At 68.8% G+C, this 13,540-nt stretch carries 14 protein-coding genes; 5 read left to right on the top strand and 9 right to left on the bottom strand.

The annotated features are described in order from the left end of the window. The first annotated feature begins 16 nt into the window (after positions 1-16). The 3 genes from ACFOM9_RS04260 (at position 17) to motB (ending at position 2,506) form a co-directional block, all read left to right on the top strand. On the top strand, positions 17-490 hold the full coding sequence (locus ACFOM9_RS04260; protein ID WP_386706477.1) for a metallophosphoesterase family protein: 474 nt from the start codon (positions 17-19) through the stop codon (positions 488-490). A gap of 188 nt (positions 491-678) precedes the next feature. Next, the gene (gene motA / locus ACFOM9_RS04255; protein ID WP_386706475.1) at positions 679-1,539 is read left to right on the top strand and encodes a flagellar motor stator protein MotA; all 861 of its coding nucleotides are present in this window, start codon (positions 679-681) and stop codon (positions 1,537-1,539) included. 7 nt (positions 1,540-1,546) lie between these two features. Next, positions 1,547-2,506, top strand: a complete 960-nt coding sequence (gene motB / locus ACFOM9_RS04250) for a flagellar motor protein MotB (protein ID WP_386706473.1) — start codon at positions 1,547-1,549, stop codon at positions 2,504-2,506. A gap of 229 nt (positions 2,507-2,735) precedes the next feature. On the opposite strand, the gene ACFOM9_RS04245 is transcribed toward motB, so the two are convergent. From ACFOM9_RS04245 to ACFOM9_RS04230, 4 genes are all read right to left on the bottom strand, one after another. Continuing rightward, entirely contained in the window at positions 2,736-3,032 is a 297-nt protein-coding gene (locus ACFOM9_RS04245) for a hypothetical protein (RefSeq protein WP_386706471.1), read from the bottom strand. Positions 3,033-3,206: 174 nt separating this feature from the next. Beyond that, a complete protein-coding gene (locus tag ACFOM9_RS04240) occupies positions 3,207-3,410 on the bottom strand; it encodes a restriction endonuclease (protein ID WP_386707326.1) in 204 nt (67 codons plus the stop codon). 361 nt (positions 3,411-3,771) lie between these two features. Then, positions 3,772-5,346 (bottom strand): N-acyl-D-amino-acid deacylase family protein, encoded by a 1,575-nt coding sequence (locus tag ACFOM9_RS04235; protein WP_386706469.1) that lies wholly within the window; start codon positions 5,344-5,346, stop codon positions 3,772-3,774. A 435-nt stretch (positions 5,347-5,781) separates the two neighbouring features. Continuing rightward, on the bottom strand, positions 5,782-7,290 hold the full coding sequence (locus ACFOM9_RS04230; RefSeq protein ID WP_386706467.1) for a M20/M25/M40 family metallo-hydrolase: 1,509 nt from the start codon (positions 7,288-7,290) through the stop codon (positions 5,782-5,784). A 459-nt stretch (positions 7,291-7,749) separates the two neighbouring features. Here ACFOM9_RS04230 and ACFOM9_RS04225 point away from each other — a divergent pair, with 459 nt between their 5' ends. Beyond that, the gene (locus tag ACFOM9_RS04225) at positions 7,750-8,784 is read left to right on the top strand and encodes a GGDEF domain-containing protein (protein ID WP_386706465.1); all 1,035 of its coding nucleotides are present in this window, start codon (positions 7,750-7,752) and stop codon (positions 8,782-8,784) included. A 67-nt stretch (positions 8,785-8,851) separates the two neighbouring features. Here ACFOM9_RS04225 and ACFOM9_RS04220 read toward each other — a convergent pair whose 3' ends face one another. Both ACFOM9_RS04220 and ACFOM9_RS04215 read right to left on the bottom strand, forming a co-directional pair. Then, positions 8,852-9,175: a hypothetical protein gene (locus tag ACFOM9_RS04220; RefSeq protein ID WP_386706463.1), complete on the bottom strand. Its 324-nt coding sequence runs from the start codon at positions 9,173-9,175 to the stop codon at positions 8,852-8,854. Continuing rightward, positions 9,172-9,591, bottom strand: a complete 420-nt coding sequence (locus ACFOM9_RS04215) for a VOC family protein (RefSeq protein WP_386706461.1) — start codon at positions 9,589-9,591, stop codon at positions 9,172-9,174. Before ACFOM9_RS04215 ends, ACFOM9_RS04220 begins: the two co-directional genes overlap by 4 nt. 305 nt (positions 9,592-9,896) lie before the next feature. Here ACFOM9_RS04215 and ACFOM9_RS04210 point away from each other — a divergent pair, with 305 nt between their 5' ends. Then, on the top strand, positions 9,897-10,295 hold the full coding sequence (locus tag ACFOM9_RS04210) for a VOC family protein (RefSeq protein WP_386706459.1): 399 nt from the start codon (positions 9,897-9,899) through the stop codon (positions 10,293-10,295). Positions 10,296-10,427: 132 nt separating this feature from the next. Here ACFOM9_RS04210 and ACFOM9_RS04205 read toward each other — a convergent pair whose 3' ends face one another. The 3 genes from ACFOM9_RS04205 to ACFOM9_RS04195 form a co-directional block, all read right to left on the bottom strand. Then, positions 10,428-11,045, bottom strand: coding sequence for a class I SAM-dependent methyltransferase (locus ACFOM9_RS04205; protein ID WP_386706457.1), 618 nt, complete (start codon positions 11,043-11,045; stop codon positions 10,428-10,430). A 105-nt stretch (positions 11,046-11,150) separates the two neighbouring features. Beyond that, complete coding sequence (locus tag ACFOM9_RS04200; RefSeq protein WP_386706456.1) at positions 11,151-12,569, bottom strand: M20/M25/M40 family metallo-hydrolase; 1,419 nt, start codon at positions 12,567-12,569, stop codon at positions 11,151-11,153. Positions 12,570-12,876: 307 nt separating this feature from the next. After that, complete coding sequence (locus tag ACFOM9_RS04195; RefSeq protein ID WP_386706454.1) at positions 12,877-13,407, bottom strand: hypothetical protein; 531 nt, start codon at positions 13,405-13,407, stop codon at positions 12,877-12,879. Positions 13,408-13,540 lie beyond the last annotated feature (133 nt).

Here is a 13,540-nt window from a genome sequence, read left to right as displayed (position 1 = left end):
GCGCCACGGTGAAGCCATGCGCATCGGCCTGATCTCCGACACCCACGGCCTGCTGCGGCCCGAGGCCGCGGCGTTCCTGCAGGGCTGCGACCACCTCGTGCATGCGGGAGACGTGGGCGATGCGCGGGTGCTGGCCGAACTCGCGGCGATCGCGCCGCTGCACGCCATCCGCGGCAACGTCGACACGGGCGACTGGGCGGGCGCGCTGCCGGAAACGCTGGAGGTGCAGCTCGGCGGCGTGCGCCTGTTCGTGGTGCACGACAGCAGGCAGCTGGACCTCGATCCCTCGGCGCGCGGCATCGACGTCGTGGTGTCCGGCCATTCGCACCGGCCGCTGGTCGAGGAGCGCGCGGGCGTGCTCTACATCAACCCGGGCAGCGCCGGGCGCCGGCGCTTCCGGCTTCCGGTCAGCGCCGGCGAACTGCGCATCGACGGCGTCCGCCTCGCGCCGCGGATCGTCGAGCTGCTGCCGCCGGCCGCGACGGGCTGAACACAGCCAGGCGCATCATCACGCGCGACGGGCGTCTGCGGTCAAGACATCGTGAGCAGCAAAAGACGCGACCTGGAGGCCGCGCGAACCACGATCTCCGTGCAAGACCCGGGCCACCGGAAGCCGCGCTACAGGAAGCGCGCGGCTTGCCGCTAACACATCCAGCCTCTCTCCCCGGTTCATCACCCATGTACCTCATCATCGGCGGCCTCGTCGTCCTCGCCAGCGTGCTAGGCGGCTTCGTCATGGTCGGCGGCAAGCTGCTTGCGCTGTGGCACCTCAACGAGGTGATCGTGATCTGCGGCAGCGCGCTGGGCGCCTACGTCATCGCCACGCCGCCCAAGGTCATGAAGCGCGCCATGGGCGCGATCAAGGGTCTGCTGAAGGGGCCCAAGTACGCGCGCGCGGATTATGTGGACCTGCTGAAGCTGGTCTACGAACTGCTGGTGAAGATGCGCCGCGAAGGCGTGATCGCGATCGAACAGCACGTCGACAATCCGCAGGACAGCGCGGTCTTCCAGCGCTATCCCAAGGTCCTGGCCGACCACCACATGCTCGACTTCATCACCGACTGCCTGAGGCTGATGGTGAGCGGCAGCATGAGCCCGCACGAGCTCGAATCGCTGCTCGAATACGAGCTGGAAACCCACCATCACGAGGCGCTGGAACCAGGTCACTCGGTGCAGCGCGTCGCCGACGCCCTGCCCGGATTCGGCATCGTCGCCGCGGTACTGGGCATCATCACCACGATGTCGATCGTCGGCAGCGCGGCGCCCTCGGAGATCGGCGAGAAGGTGGCGTCGGCGCTGGTCGGCACCTTCCTCGGCATCCTGATCGCCTACGGCTTCGTCGGCCCCATCTCCACGGCGATGGAAAACCGCGCGCACGAGGACGGCAAGGCATTCGAGGTGGTGAAGATGGCGCTGGTCGCGTCGGTGCGCGGCTACGCGCCGGCGGTGGCGATCGAGTTCGCGCGCAAGCTCCTGTTCTCGCACGTGCGTCCCAGCTTCCAGGACCTGGAAGCCGACCTGCGCGCCGCCAAGGGCTGAGTGTGCCATGGCCAGCGAAGCCGACAGACAGCCGATCATCATCGTCCGCAAGAAACGCGGCGGCGCCGCCCCGCACCATGGCGGCGCCTGGAAGGTCGCCTATGCGGATTTCGTGACCGCGCTGATGGCGTTCTTCATGGTGATGTGGCTGGTGGCGACGATGTCGGCCGAGCAGCTCGGCGGCATTGCCGACTACTTCAAGAATCCGAGCGCAGTGGAAGGCAAGTCGGCGACCATGGCGCCCGGGCGCAACGGGCCGGGCGGCGCCGGCGACATGCCCATTCGGATGTTCGACAACGTGCGCAATCCCCCCGGTGCGGGCGCGCAGAAGGCAGGCCCCGCCACCGAGGATGCCGCGCAGCGCGAAGCCGACCAGCGCGACCGCCGCCAGCTGGAGGACCTCAAGCGCGCGCTCGAAAAGGCCATCGCCAGCAGCCAGGCGCTGGCACCGTTCAAGGACCAGCTGCTGATCGACATCACGCCCGAAGGGCTGCGTATCCAGATCGTCGATGCCGACAATCGCCCGATGTTCGATCTCGGGTCGCCGCGATTGCGCGACTACACCTGCAACATCCTGGAGGAGCTGGCGCAGTACCTGGAGCGGGTCGACAACCGCGTCGCCATTTCCGGCCACACCGACACCCGTCCCTATGGCGCGGCGGACGGCTACGGCAACTGGGAGCTGTCCACCGAGCGCGCCAACGCCGCGCGGCGCGCGCTGGTCGCCGGCGGACTGTCCGACGGCAGGCTGGCGCGCGTCGTCGGCCTGGCCTCCTCGGTGCCGCTGTACAAGGCTGACCCCGACAATCCGGTCAACCGGCGGATCAGCATCGTGGTGCTCAGCGACGCCGCCGAGCGCACCGCAGCGCGCGTCGACACGCCGCGCCGCGCCGGCGACGGGCTCACCGATCCCGAGCCCCTGCGCGGGATCCGCGACGTGGTGCGCGTGCCCAAGCCGGGGGTGTAAAAGGTGGGCGCCAGGCTGCCCTAGCCAGCTGCCAGACGGGAGTTCGCGGCTGCACGTTGGCCGGGTGGATGTTTCCGCGAAAAGTTGACGGAGATTCCGACAAGCAATCCACGGAGCGTCCCCGTGTCGGCTGCCTTCGCAAGCTTCCACACGCAGCGCTCATTGCCCGACCGAAGGCCTCCAAATGCGCGGGGCCACGTCACCTCGCCCATCTTGTCCCACCGTCGGCCTACATCTCAGGCGTCGACGCCTCAATAACTTTGGCCGCTTCATCGGCTTGGCGCTTGGCCTCACGCCGTTCCGCCTCGGAGCGCTCGCGCATCAACGGTCCCGGCTCAGATGTCGCCTGCGTGCGCGGTTGGTATGGAGCGACTGACGGCTTCGGCAGCCCGGGAGACAACTCAGGCGCGGGCGCACGCTTCGTGGCAATCGGGCGTACCAGCGCTGTGGACACCGCCTTCAACATACCTTGGACAAAAGCCCATAGCACTGCCAGGGCGATCAAGGCAAAGAACAAGCGCAGCATCAGCTCATATGGTGATCCTTCCCGTCGGCGCCCTCGGATCCTGTCTTCGGCCGCCGAAAGCAGGCGTTCGCCAACGACTGTCGCGAGCGAATCACCCGTTGGCCGGGATGTCGCCACAGCCCGACGCGGCGCCTCTGACTCCGCAATCGGACCAACCATGCGCCGCAACTCATCTCAATCGATAAGCCACACATGCCCAAGCTTTGCAGCCGACTCCCGCGCGTAGCGCGTGAACTCGCCGCTGCTGACCAGGATGGCGCCGGTCGCGCTCTCGTTGACCATGATGCCGAGCAGCTGGTGCACGTCGGTATGCGTGACCTGGAAAGCATTCCAATGCTTACACTGCACGACGACGTATTCGTCCCCACGGCGCAGCATCAGGGAAAGACGGTCGAAACGACAGCCCTGCCTGATTGGGATCCAAAGCGGATCTGACACTTCTCTGGCCATAGCTGAGGAAAAACCCTTGCGCAACTTGGCTCTCGACAGCGACGCATCAGGTTACGACCTCTCCATTCCAGCCTTGTTGCTGCATTGGCGATCGAAAAGTGACCCTGACCCAGTTCTTGGTCTTCTGCGTGCATCGTCGGCGGCCCGGGCCTCCCAGGCCGTGACGCCAACGACTGAATTAGGCCGATAGGGCGTAACCGCCGAGCTCGCCGCGTGTGCAGGACCGAGCGATATCGGCAACGTCCGGACATCTTGCAGAATCCGCTTCGCGGGTTCCGCCCTGCGAGCTTCAACCACCTCGTCGCAAAAGCCGTCCTGCCCGCTGAACAGCCTCGCCACCCTCGAACGCCGCCTGCCCATTCACCACCACCAGGTCGAAGCCTTCGGCCTGCAGGGTCGGATGCACATAGTCCGCCTTCGCATGCACCCTGGCCGGATCGAACAGCACCAGGTCGGCCTTCGCGCCCTCGCGAATCGTGCCGCGGTCGGGCAGGCGCAGGATCGAGGCGGGATATGAGGTCGCCTTGCGCACGGCTTCCTCCAGCTTCACGCGTGGCTGGCTGACCACGAACTCCTCGATCCACTTGGCGTAGGTGCCGGCCGAGCGCGGGTGGCTGCCGCCGGGCGAGCCGTCCGTGCACAGGGCCACGTGCGGGTCGAGCAGCAGGCGGTCCTGCAGCGCGCGGTCCATGACGAAGTGGGCGGCCTGGCCGCCGCCGGGGCCGATGTCGAGCAGCGCGTCGGCGAACGGCTTGCCCTGCTCGGCCGCCACCTGCTTCAGCGTCTTGCCGGCGTGCGGGCCGGTGCCGAACAGCAGCGCGTCGGGGCCGTTGCGCTTCTCCATGCGCTGCTGCAGGTAGGCACGCAGCTCCTCGCGGCGCGTCTGCAGCACGGTGGGGTAGTCGGTGGGCGGCAGCGCCCATTCCGGAAACACGATCGCCACGCCCGTGTAGCTGGCCTCGTAGGGATAGGCGTCGGCGGTGAGCGGCTGGGTGGGCGTGCGCAGCGACTGCAGGAAGGCGAGCAGTTCTTCGGCGGCGGCTGCGCCCTTGCCGTAGACCATCTTCAGGTGCGAGACGTGCGCGCGCGCCGGGCCGCTGGCGGCGACGAGTTCGCGGATCGAATCGCGCACGTCGTCGGCATCCTCGGAGCGCATGTGGCTCATCGCCACGGCGTCGAAGTGGGCGATCACCGGGCCGAGGCCCGCGAGTTCGCGCATGTCCGCGTAGCGGCCGGGCACGTACTCCAGCCCGGTGGACAGGCCGAATGCGCCCGCCTGCAGGTCGTGCCCGAGGATCGCCTGCATCCGCGCCAGCTGGGCGGCGCTGGGCCGGCGCGTGCCGTCGTCGATGCCGGCGCGGCGGCGCAGCGTGCCGTGGCCGGACAGCGTGGCGACGTTGACGTCCGGCGTGGCACGCGCGACGGCATCCATCCACGACGGCAGGCTGTCGGCGGCGTGATCGGCGCCGGGCAGCGACGCACTGCCGCCGTCCTGGCCCAGCACGATGGTGGTCACGCCCATCGCCAGGAATTGTGTGTACGCGTCCTCGAGCGGGTTGCCGTGCGTGTGCAGGTCGATGAAGCCCGGCGCCAGCACGCGGCCGCCCCCGTCGACGATGCGCAGGCCCTTTGCGTCCGCGTCCGAAACGCGGCCGATGCGCTCGATGCGGTCGCCGCGCACCAGCACGTCAGTGTGTCGGCCGGACTGGCCGCTGCCGTCGACCAGCAGCACGTCACGCAGCGCCATGCCGCCTGCCGTTGCCTCCGGCGCGGCGCGCGCGGGCAGCCTCGTGGGCATCAGCGTGCAGGCGGTGCCTGCCGCCATCGCGGCCAGCACATCGCGCCGGGACCAGGCATCGCGCATCGTGGTGCTCCTCGCATGGGATGGCGGACACGTTAACCGACGCGGCGGGCCGGCCCAACCAGGACGTCGACGGCGCTGCGAAGGCTCCTGTAGGCGTCGCATGGCCAGCGAGGCCGGCCACGATGTTGTCGCCCCGGCCGCGGCGGCGCCAAGCTCGCCTTCCGATGAGCCCTGCGTCCGCGCGTGCGTACCGCACAGATGGCCGTCCGGCCCGCGCCGACGCATTGCTGCCAGGAGAATCGGCACCAGGCGATCGAATCGGGCACCGACCTGGCCAGGGTTCGGCCGATGCGGAATCCGGAGATGGAGTGAGCGCGTCGCGCGCCGGCCGCAGCGACAACCCCGGGCACGGAAGTGGCGCCCCGGAACCCAGCCTGATTCCGTGAGCGCCTTGCGTGCGTTCTCCTGTCCCGCGAACGAACGGCGACCGAAGTGCTACTTGCCGAGTTCGTACAGGTATTCCACGAACGACATCACCGCGCCGTCGTAGCCTTCGACCGCGGGGTTGCTGGATTCGATCAGGTAGTACTCGTCGGGGGCGTGCGCGCCGCCGCCGTTGCCCAGTCCGAAGTGTCCGGAGGCCAGGCCCAGCGGCGGATCGGTGAAGACGAAGCCCGGATACGAGCCGGCGTTGCGCGGCCACAGCAGCGGCTTGATGCCACGGCGTTCGAGCACCGCGCGCTGCGCGTGGATCAACGGTGCATCGGCGGGGGTCTGTGTGCCGTCGTAGCCGCCGCTGACGTTGACCTCGATGTCGCCGTAGCCGCGCTTGGCCAGGTGTGCCTTGAGCGCGGCGACCGCATCGTCGCGCTTCATGCCCGGCACGAGGCGCAGGTCCAGCTTGGCCACGGCGCGGCCGGGCAGCACCGTCTTGCCGCCCGGACCGGTGTAGCCGGCCACCAGGCCTTCGATGTTGACCGTGGGCTGTGAGACGAGGCGCTCGTTCGCCTGCTGCCAAGGGAGGTCGTCGATCCAGCGCTCCACGCCCAGCAACTGCTTGCTTTTGGCCTCGCTGCGCACGCGGGTGGCGGCGGCGATCATCGCCTTGTGTTCGGCGCTGATCGGCGGCGCCTTCGGGTAGCCGTCGATGGTGATGGTGTTGCCGTCGTCGGAGACCAGCGTGTCGAGGGCCTTGACCAGCCGCCACGCCGGGCTGTCGACCATGGCCTTGAGCGAGGAATGCACGTCCTTCTTTGGCCCGCGCCCCCACTTCTCGCCGCTGGCGACCAGCTCCAGCTCGATCACACCCTTGGCGCCGAGGCTGATGGTGACGTTGCCTTCGGCGTCCTGCGAGGCGGCCGGCATGAACACGCCGACCGTGTCGCGCAGCGCGGCTTCGACTTCCGGGCGGTGCACCAGTTGGCCGATGTGCGGCGAGCCGATTTCCTCCTCGCCTTCGGCCACCAGCACCAGGTTCACCGGCATCTGCTGGCCAGCGGCCTTGATCGCGTGCAGCGCGGCGAGCAGGGCCGACTGCGGGCCCTTCTGGTTCACCGCGCCGCGCCCCATCAGCACCTTGCCTAGGCCCGGCTTGTCGACGAGCCTGGATTCGAGCGGCGGCGAGCTCCATTCGGCCGGGTCGAACTGCTTCACGTCGTACATGAAATACAGGCCCACGGTCGTGGCCGCGCCGGCATCGAGGGTGGCGAACACGCCGGGCTTGCCGTCGGTATCGAGCACCGCGACCTGCTGGAATCCCGCGTCCCTGGCGAGCGCGGCCATGTAGTCGGCGCCTTCGCGCGAGTTGAGGTCCTCGGCGGCAATCGACGGCAGGGCGATCCAGTCCTGCAGGCGCTTGAGCGAGGCGTCGTGCTGCGCGGCCACGGCGCGCTCGATCGCGGCCATGTCGGCGTCTGCGGCGGAGGCCAGCAGCGGCACGCCGAGCAGCAGGCACAGCAGCGCGGCGGGAATCGTGGAACGACGGCGATCGACGGACGGATGCATGCGGCGCGCTCCAGCAAGGGTGTGGCGCGATCCTAACCGCTTGCGCGCCGGGCCGTGGGCGGCGGCCCCCGGGCATGGGGGGCGGCTCGAAACGCTTGCCTGCCGTGGGCGGGTCCATACGATGCAGGCGCGCGCGTCCTGCCCCCGTCGACGCCTCGTTGCGGAGCCCCGCGGGCCTGTGCGGTCACGATTGCGAAGCACAACAAGCCTGGCGGCACCCCACCGCGTCTGGCCCGCCGTCGCAGCCGGGGCACCGCCCTTGACCTGACAGGCTGAACCGTTTGGCAAACGGGCTAAAGCTATCTCCGCTGGCGCCGTTAACCCTTCCGGCAACCACCCTCGCAGTCGCCCCCGACTCTGCGGCTCGTCGCTTTCATGTTGGCGCGACGCATCCACTCCGTGAGGCCCCGGGCCTTCCGGATCCATTCCGAAGCCGGACGGACAACTGGCGGGATTCCAATGCGGGGCAATCTGAAAGACGCCGACTTCAAGATGGCGCTGATCGTCGCCTTCGGCGCCTTCGTGGTGATCGGCGTGACGCCGTTCGCGATCTATCGCTTCGCAGCGGGGCAGCGGCTGATCGGCATCCTGGATCTGGCGATCGTCACCACGATCGGCTTCGGGGTCCTGCGCGCCTGGCGCACCGGCAGGTCCGAGCGCACCGCGCTGCTGATGGCGGCGATGTGCTCGATCGGCTGCGTACTGGTCGCCTACCTGGGGGGACTGGCGGGCGTGCTGTGGGTCTACCCGGTACTGCTGGCCAATTTCCTGCTCGTGCCGCGCCTCCATGCCGCGGTGCTCTCGGCATTGGTGATCGGTTCGGTCGCCATGCTCGACTCCGTGCTCGCCACGCTGCTGCACAAGGCCATGTTCTCCGTGACGACGGTGGAGGTCAGCCTGTTCGCCTACGTCTTCGCCTGGCGCAGCGAAAGCCAGCGCACCCAGCTCGAGGCCGTGGCGGCGCACGACCCGCTCACCGGCGCCAGCAATCGCCGCAACATGGCGGCCGAACTCAAGGCCGCGATGGCCGACAGCGAACGCGAGCGGGCGCCCGTGGGGCTGCTCGTCTTCGACCTGGACCACTTCAAGGCGATCAACGACAGCTTCGGCCATGAAGCCGGCGACCGGGTCCTGGTGCAGGTCGCCGAACTGGTGCGTCGCCACACCCGCAAGCAGGACCGCTTCTTCCGCCTCGGCGGCGAGGAGTTCGGGCTGCTGGTGCCCGGGGCCGACACGACCGTACTGCGGCGCATCGCCGAGACGCTGCGTAGTCGGGTGGAGTCCGAAGTGCGCTGCGGCGAGCGCGTCGTGACCATGTCGGTCGGCCTCGCGAGCTATTGCCCTGGCGAATCCGCGGGCAGCTGGCAGCGACGCGCGGACCTGGCGATGTACCAAGCCAAGCGCGAAGGCCGCAACCGGGTGGTGGTGGACGCCGGCAGCAAGCACGCAGCGGCGCGCGAAACCAAGGCGCCCGGCGACGCTGCGAAGTCCTGAGTCCGGTCTTGCCACGGGCTGGGCGCAACGTCGCCTCCGGGCCCAGCGCAGGTCCGGCTTTCCAGCGCTACAGCCGTTCGCACGGCAGGGCCCGCACCAGGATTTCCTCCTGCCGGAACCGCGCGGCGAGTTCGCCGGCATAGCGCCGCCACCAGTCGCGGTCCAGCGCCTCGACCATGGCTTCGAAGAGCACCAGTTCGTCGCGTTGCACCGTGGCGTCGTCGTCCTCCCAAAGCCCGGTCGCGGGCGCACGCTGGTACGCGGTGACGCCACCGAAGGCTTCGGTCAACTCCTTGCGGACCGCGCCGAACATCTGCCGCGGAAACGCGGCGCCCGCGTTGTCGTGCAACGGCAGGAACAGCTGCACCAGGTGCATCGGGCGCGGCGTCATTTGCCCGCCGTGTTCACCATCCACGGCACCCCGAACCGGTCGACGACGCTGCCGTAGCCCGGCGACCAGAACGTTTCGCCGAACGCCATGACCACGGTGCCTCCCTCTGCCAGCGCATCGAACCAGCGTCGGGCCTGCGCAGGATCTTCGGTATGCAGGGTGACGTCGAAGCCGTTCCTGGGCTTGGCGATGTTGGGCGCCCACTGCTCGTCCATATCCGCGCCCATCAGCGCCTGGTCGCCGACCTGCAGCCAGCAATGCATCAGCCAGTCCTTGTACTTCGGGTCGACCAGCATGCCGGGCGGACCGTCGCCATAGGGATGGGCCGCGGTGACCTCGCCGCCCAGCACCTTCGCGTAGAACTCGAACGCCTCGCGGCACTGTCCGCGGAAACTCAGGCTGGTCACGATCTTCATGGCACGGCTTCCTCGCATGCGGACGGTGGCGCGCAGGGTGCCACGCCCGCGTTCAAGCCGCGTCAAGCCGCTCGCTTGGCATGCCGGGAAGCGAACCCGGGCCGGCGATGTCAGCAGCGCGCCGGCATGCTGCGCGATCCGCTGCACGGATGGCTTGTCGGCGAGTTGACTCGTACGTGATCGCCAATTGAGACGTTCGCCCGCGACGTTAACGCCTGCTTGACGCAGTCCCAACGCTGGCCGGCGCAGGGTCGCAGGCCCGCCAGCGCCGCACGCGCGCGGTGCGACGACATCCCGGAAAGCCCATGCTGAAGGACAAGAGCTCAAGCGCCATCGTCGCGATCAGCGACCTCGAGCGCGCACGGCGTTTCTATGGCCACACGTTGGGGCTCGAGCCGAACGGCGAGGGCATGGATGGGGTGCTCGAGTACAGGACCGGCGACACCGCGCTGGTGGTCTATCGATCCGAGGGTCTGCGACCGAGCACGGGCAACGCCGTGGCCTGGGCAGGCGGCGACGACGTGGAGGCCATCGCCGCGACGCTGCGCAGCCGCGGCGTGGCGCTGGAGGAGTACCCCGAACCGGGCATGGACATCGAGCATGGCATACACAGGCGCGGCGGCTTCGCGGCGATCTGGTTCAAGGACCCCGACGGGAACATCCTGCACGTGCACAGCGGACAGCGCGGTCCGATTTCCACTTAGACTGCGCACGCGTCCCTGGCGACTGCGATCACACCGGCCGGACAGACCGTCGACGGCGATTCCGAAGCGCATGCGACCGGGCTGCCATGAAGATTTCCACATACCTGGCGGAATTCGCTTCGGGGCTCCGTCCTACCCATCCGACTGTTTTCGCGCCAGCACGGTGCGCCATGATCCACCCCGCCCTTCGGCGGCGTGCTCCCAGCCCAGCGTGAACGCGGCCCGCGCGAGCTCCGCGTCGAATGCAGCCGGTGCCCATTGCATCACCCGGTAGTCGCCATCGGCGCCCTGCTCCCAGACGTCGCCATCGCCTTCGGGATACATCAGCAGCAGCGGGCCGCCCGCGTCGAGCGCCGTCGCCAGCTTCCGCAGCGCCCCGCAGAGCTGGTCGCGTTCGAAATGCTGCAGCACGCACAGCATCATCGCGCCGCCATAGCGCCCGTCGATCGGGTCCGACAGCAGGTCGAGGCAATCGCAGCGCTTGCCACGTTCGGCCTGGAGCGCGCAGAAGGCAGCGGTCACGTCCGTGCGGTGCACGTCGATGCCCAGGGCTTCGAGGGCATCGGCATCCCAGCCGGGCCCCGAACCGATCTCCAGCACGCGCGTGCCGGGCACCACCTCCGCGGCCAGACGCCGAAGCGCTTCGGCACTGGCCGACGGCCTGCCTGCCACCGTGGCGAAGTATTCGCGCGCGGAGCGTTCGTACTCCACGACCGTGCGGCGATTGTTCCCGCGAGCGTCAACCGGCATCCGCGCATCTTCTGGGAAACCCCGGCCACTACAGGTTGCCCGGGAATGGGCACCGGCATCTGGCCCATCCGGGCCTGTCACCGGCATTCGTCTGCGAACGCTGCCTTACTTCGCCAGCGCCTTGACCAGGTCGAACAGGTAATCGCGGCCCACGTACACCGCGCGGACCTCGAGGCGTTCGTTGAGGCCGTGGGCGCCGTTGCCGTCGGGATCGCCCCACATGCCCGGTACGCCGTAGGTCGGGATGCCCACCGCGGACAGGTAGAGCCCGTCGGTTGCGCCCGTCGACATCGAGGGGATCACGGGCACGCCGGGGAAGTATTTCGCACTGCGCGTTTCCATCGGGCCGATGATCGCCGGATCGAGTGGCGGGGTCTCTGCAAGCGGCTTGTCCTTGCGCGCTTGTTCAATCGAGATGCCCGGGTCGCCGATGACGCCGGCCAGCTGGTCCTGGATCTCCGCCGGCGTGTGGCCGGGGAAGAGACGGCAGTTGACGTTGGCCTCCACCCGCTGCGGCAGCGCGTTCACCGCATGGCCGCCGTCGATCATGGTCGCCACGCAGGTCGTGCGCAGCATCGAATGCAGCCCCTTGTCGGTGTTGACGACCGCGGCGGCTTCGGCATCGCCCGGATCCTTCGCCAACGCCACCATCGCCGCGCCCATGGCGTCGCTGCGCGCGGCGCCCGCGCGCTCGAAGTAAACCCGGGTCGTGTCGTTGAACTCGGCGGGAAACTCGTGCTCGCGGATCTTCAGCAGCGCCTCGGACATCCCATAGATCGCGTTGTCGCGCACCGGCTGCGAGCTGTGCCCGCCCGGGTTGGTGGCGACCAGCTTGTAATCCTGGTAGATCTTCTCGCCGACCTGGATCGACTGCGCGGTGAGGTGGCCTTTGCCATCGGTGTCGCCGCCGCCGCCTTCGTTGAGCGCGAACGCCGCATCGATCAGTTCGCGCCTGTTGTTGGCGAGGTACTGGGCGCCGTTGAACGCCGTGTCGGTCTCCTCGCCGCAGGTCAGCGCCATCTTGATGGTGCGCGCCGGCTTGTAGCCTGCCTGCTGGAAGCGGATCAGCGCGTCGGCCCAGGTCGCCGCCATCATCTTGTCGTCGGCGATGCCGCGGGCGTAGTAGTAGCCGTTCTCTTCGACCAGCTTGAACGGGTCGCGCTCCCAGTCGTCGCGCTTGGCTTCCACCACGTCGATGTGCGCCAGCAGCAGCATCGGCTCGAGCGTGGTCGAAGTGCCGGGATACACCGCGACGATCCCGCCCTCCTTCGGATGCTCGGGGACCGAGAACAGGGTGAGCTGGTTATCGGGGAAGCCCGCGGCCTTGAGCCGCGTCGCGATCTGCCCGGCGGCCTGGGTGCAGTTGCCATGGCTGACCGTGGTGTCGGTTTCCACCAGCTCCTTGTACAGCTCGAAGAACTGCTGCTGGTCCGGACGCAGCTCGCCCATCTTCCCGGTGGGCACCTGCGCCGCCACCGGGCAGGCCACGAGGACGGCGGCAGCCAGCGCAATCAATCGCTTCATCGATGTTTCCTTCGGTAGGCGGCGGGAATGCGGGCGACCAGGCCCGCTGGTGCGGCGTGCCGATACTACCGCCAGCGCGGATCGACCACCCGATCGGGCTGGAGGTCGTCACTCGCCCCGGAGCCGTAGACGGATTCCGGGTCCCGCCAGCGACTGCGCTGCGCATAGGCTGGAGGGCACGGGATCGGGGATGGTGCGGCGGGCGGTCCAATCAACGGCCCTGCACCTCTCCTGCATCGTGGCCCCATCGCGTGGCAGCCCGTCGGCGCCGCAACGCGCGCAGCGCTAGGGGAGCGCGATGCGCGCGTCAGGCGCGCACAACTTTCCACAATCGCGCGATCACCGGCTGCACCATGAAATGCGCCGCCGCCGAAATGGCTGCGCCCACCAGCGCGAACATCATGGGCAGCACCGAACCGAGCACGAACGTCATGCCGAGCACGAAGCCGAACAGGTACTCGGCGCGATAGGTCGGCAGGAACACGCCGATCCCCAGCGCCGCCAGGAAGATCGCGGACGCCGCGGATTCCAGGCCGGCGGCGAACGACAGCGACAGCGCAAGCCCTACGATCAAGGCGCCGAAGAAGGCGGCAGTCGAGCGGCGCGCGGCGTCATGGCGAGCTGCGCGGCCAAGCGCGCTGCGCGATGCCGCCCATCCCAGCAAGGGCAAGACGATCAGCCCCCACCAGTTCGACACCGCGGGCATGTCGGCGCGCGCCAGCAGATGGTGGCTGGCGACGCCGCCGTGCGTGTACTCCCACCCCAGGTGGAGTGCGCTCGCGAGCAGCCCGATCGCAAGGCCGTGACGGATCAGGCGGTGAGGCGCAGCGCTGGACATGCAAGATCCGACAACAAGGAAGGTGTCGCACGCTATCACCGCGCGATTCGAAAGAAGGGTGCCATCGGTTTACTCGCCGTACCGTGCGTCGAGAATGTTGCGCGTGCAACGCCGGCGCCCCCTGCGTGTGCGC

Source organism: Luteimonas notoginsengisoli (assembly GCF_042648885.1).
Classification (GTDB): Bacteria; Pseudomonadota; Gammaproteobacteria; order Xanthomonadales; family Xanthomonadaceae; genus Luteimonas; species Luteimonas notoginsengisoli.
Note: the sequence above shows the minus strand (reverse complement) of the source record. Positions and strands in the feature narration are given on the sequence as shown.

What these genes read in the sequence shown, in the direction of transcription:
- motA (WP_386706475.1), top strand. Translation starts at nt 679, where the DNA reads ATGTACCTCATCATCGGCGGCCTCGTCGTCCTCGCCAGCGTGCTAGGC.
- ACFOM9_RS04205 (WP_386706457.1), bottom strand. Translation starts at nt 11,045, where the DNA reads ATGCCGGTTGACGCTCGCGGGAACAATCGCCGCACGGTCGTGGAGTAC.
- ACFOM9_RS04245 (WP_386706471.1), bottom strand. Translation starts at nt 3,032, where the DNA reads ATGCTGCGCTTGTTCTTTGCCTTGATCGCCCTGGCAGTGCTATGGGCT.
- ACFOM9_RS04225 (WP_386706465.1), top strand. Translation starts at nt 7,750, where the DNA reads ATGCGGGGCAATCTGAAAGACGCCGACTTCAAGATGGCGCTGATCGTC.
- ACFOM9_RS04260 (WP_386706477.1), top strand. Translation starts at nt 17, where the DNA reads ATGCGCATCGGCCTGATCTCCGACACCCACGGCCTGCTGCGGCCCGAG.
- ACFOM9_RS04220 (WP_386706463.1), bottom strand. Translation starts at nt 9,175, where the DNA reads ATGACGCCGCGCCCGATGCACCTGGTGCAGCTGTTCCTGCCGTTGCAC.
- motB (WP_386706473.1), top strand. Translation starts at nt 1,547, where the DNA reads ATGGCCAGCGAAGCCGACAGACAGCCGATCATCATCGTCCGCAAGAAA.
- ACFOM9_RS04215 (WP_386706461.1), bottom strand. Translation starts at nt 9,591, where the DNA reads ATGAAGATCGTGACCAGCCTGAGTTTCCGCGGACAGTGCCGCGAGGCG.
- ACFOM9_RS04210 (WP_386706459.1), top strand. Translation starts at nt 9,897, where the DNA reads ATGCTGAAGGACAAGAGCTCAAGCGCCATCGTCGCGATCAGCGACCTC.
- ACFOM9_RS04240 (WP_386707326.1), bottom strand. Translation starts at nt 3,410, where the DNA reads ATGCTGCGCCGTGGGGACGAATACGTCGTCGTGCAGTGTAAGCATTGG.
- ACFOM9_RS04195 (WP_386706454.1), bottom strand. Translation starts at nt 13,407, where the DNA reads ATGTCCAGCGCTGCGCCTCACCGCCTGATCCGTCACGGCCTTGCGATC.
- ACFOM9_RS04230 (WP_386706467.1), bottom strand. Translation starts at nt 7,290, where the DNA reads ATGCATCCGTCCGTCGATCGCCGTCGTTCCACGATTCCCGCCGCGCTG.
- ACFOM9_RS04235 (WP_386706469.1), bottom strand. Translation starts at nt 5,346, where the DNA reads ATGCGCGATGCCTGGTCCCGGCGCGATGTGCTGGCCGCGATGGCGGCA.
- ACFOM9_RS04200 (WP_386706456.1), bottom strand. Translation starts at nt 12,569, where the DNA reads ATGAAGCGATTGATTGCGCTGGCTGCCGCCGTCCTCGTGGCCTGCCCG.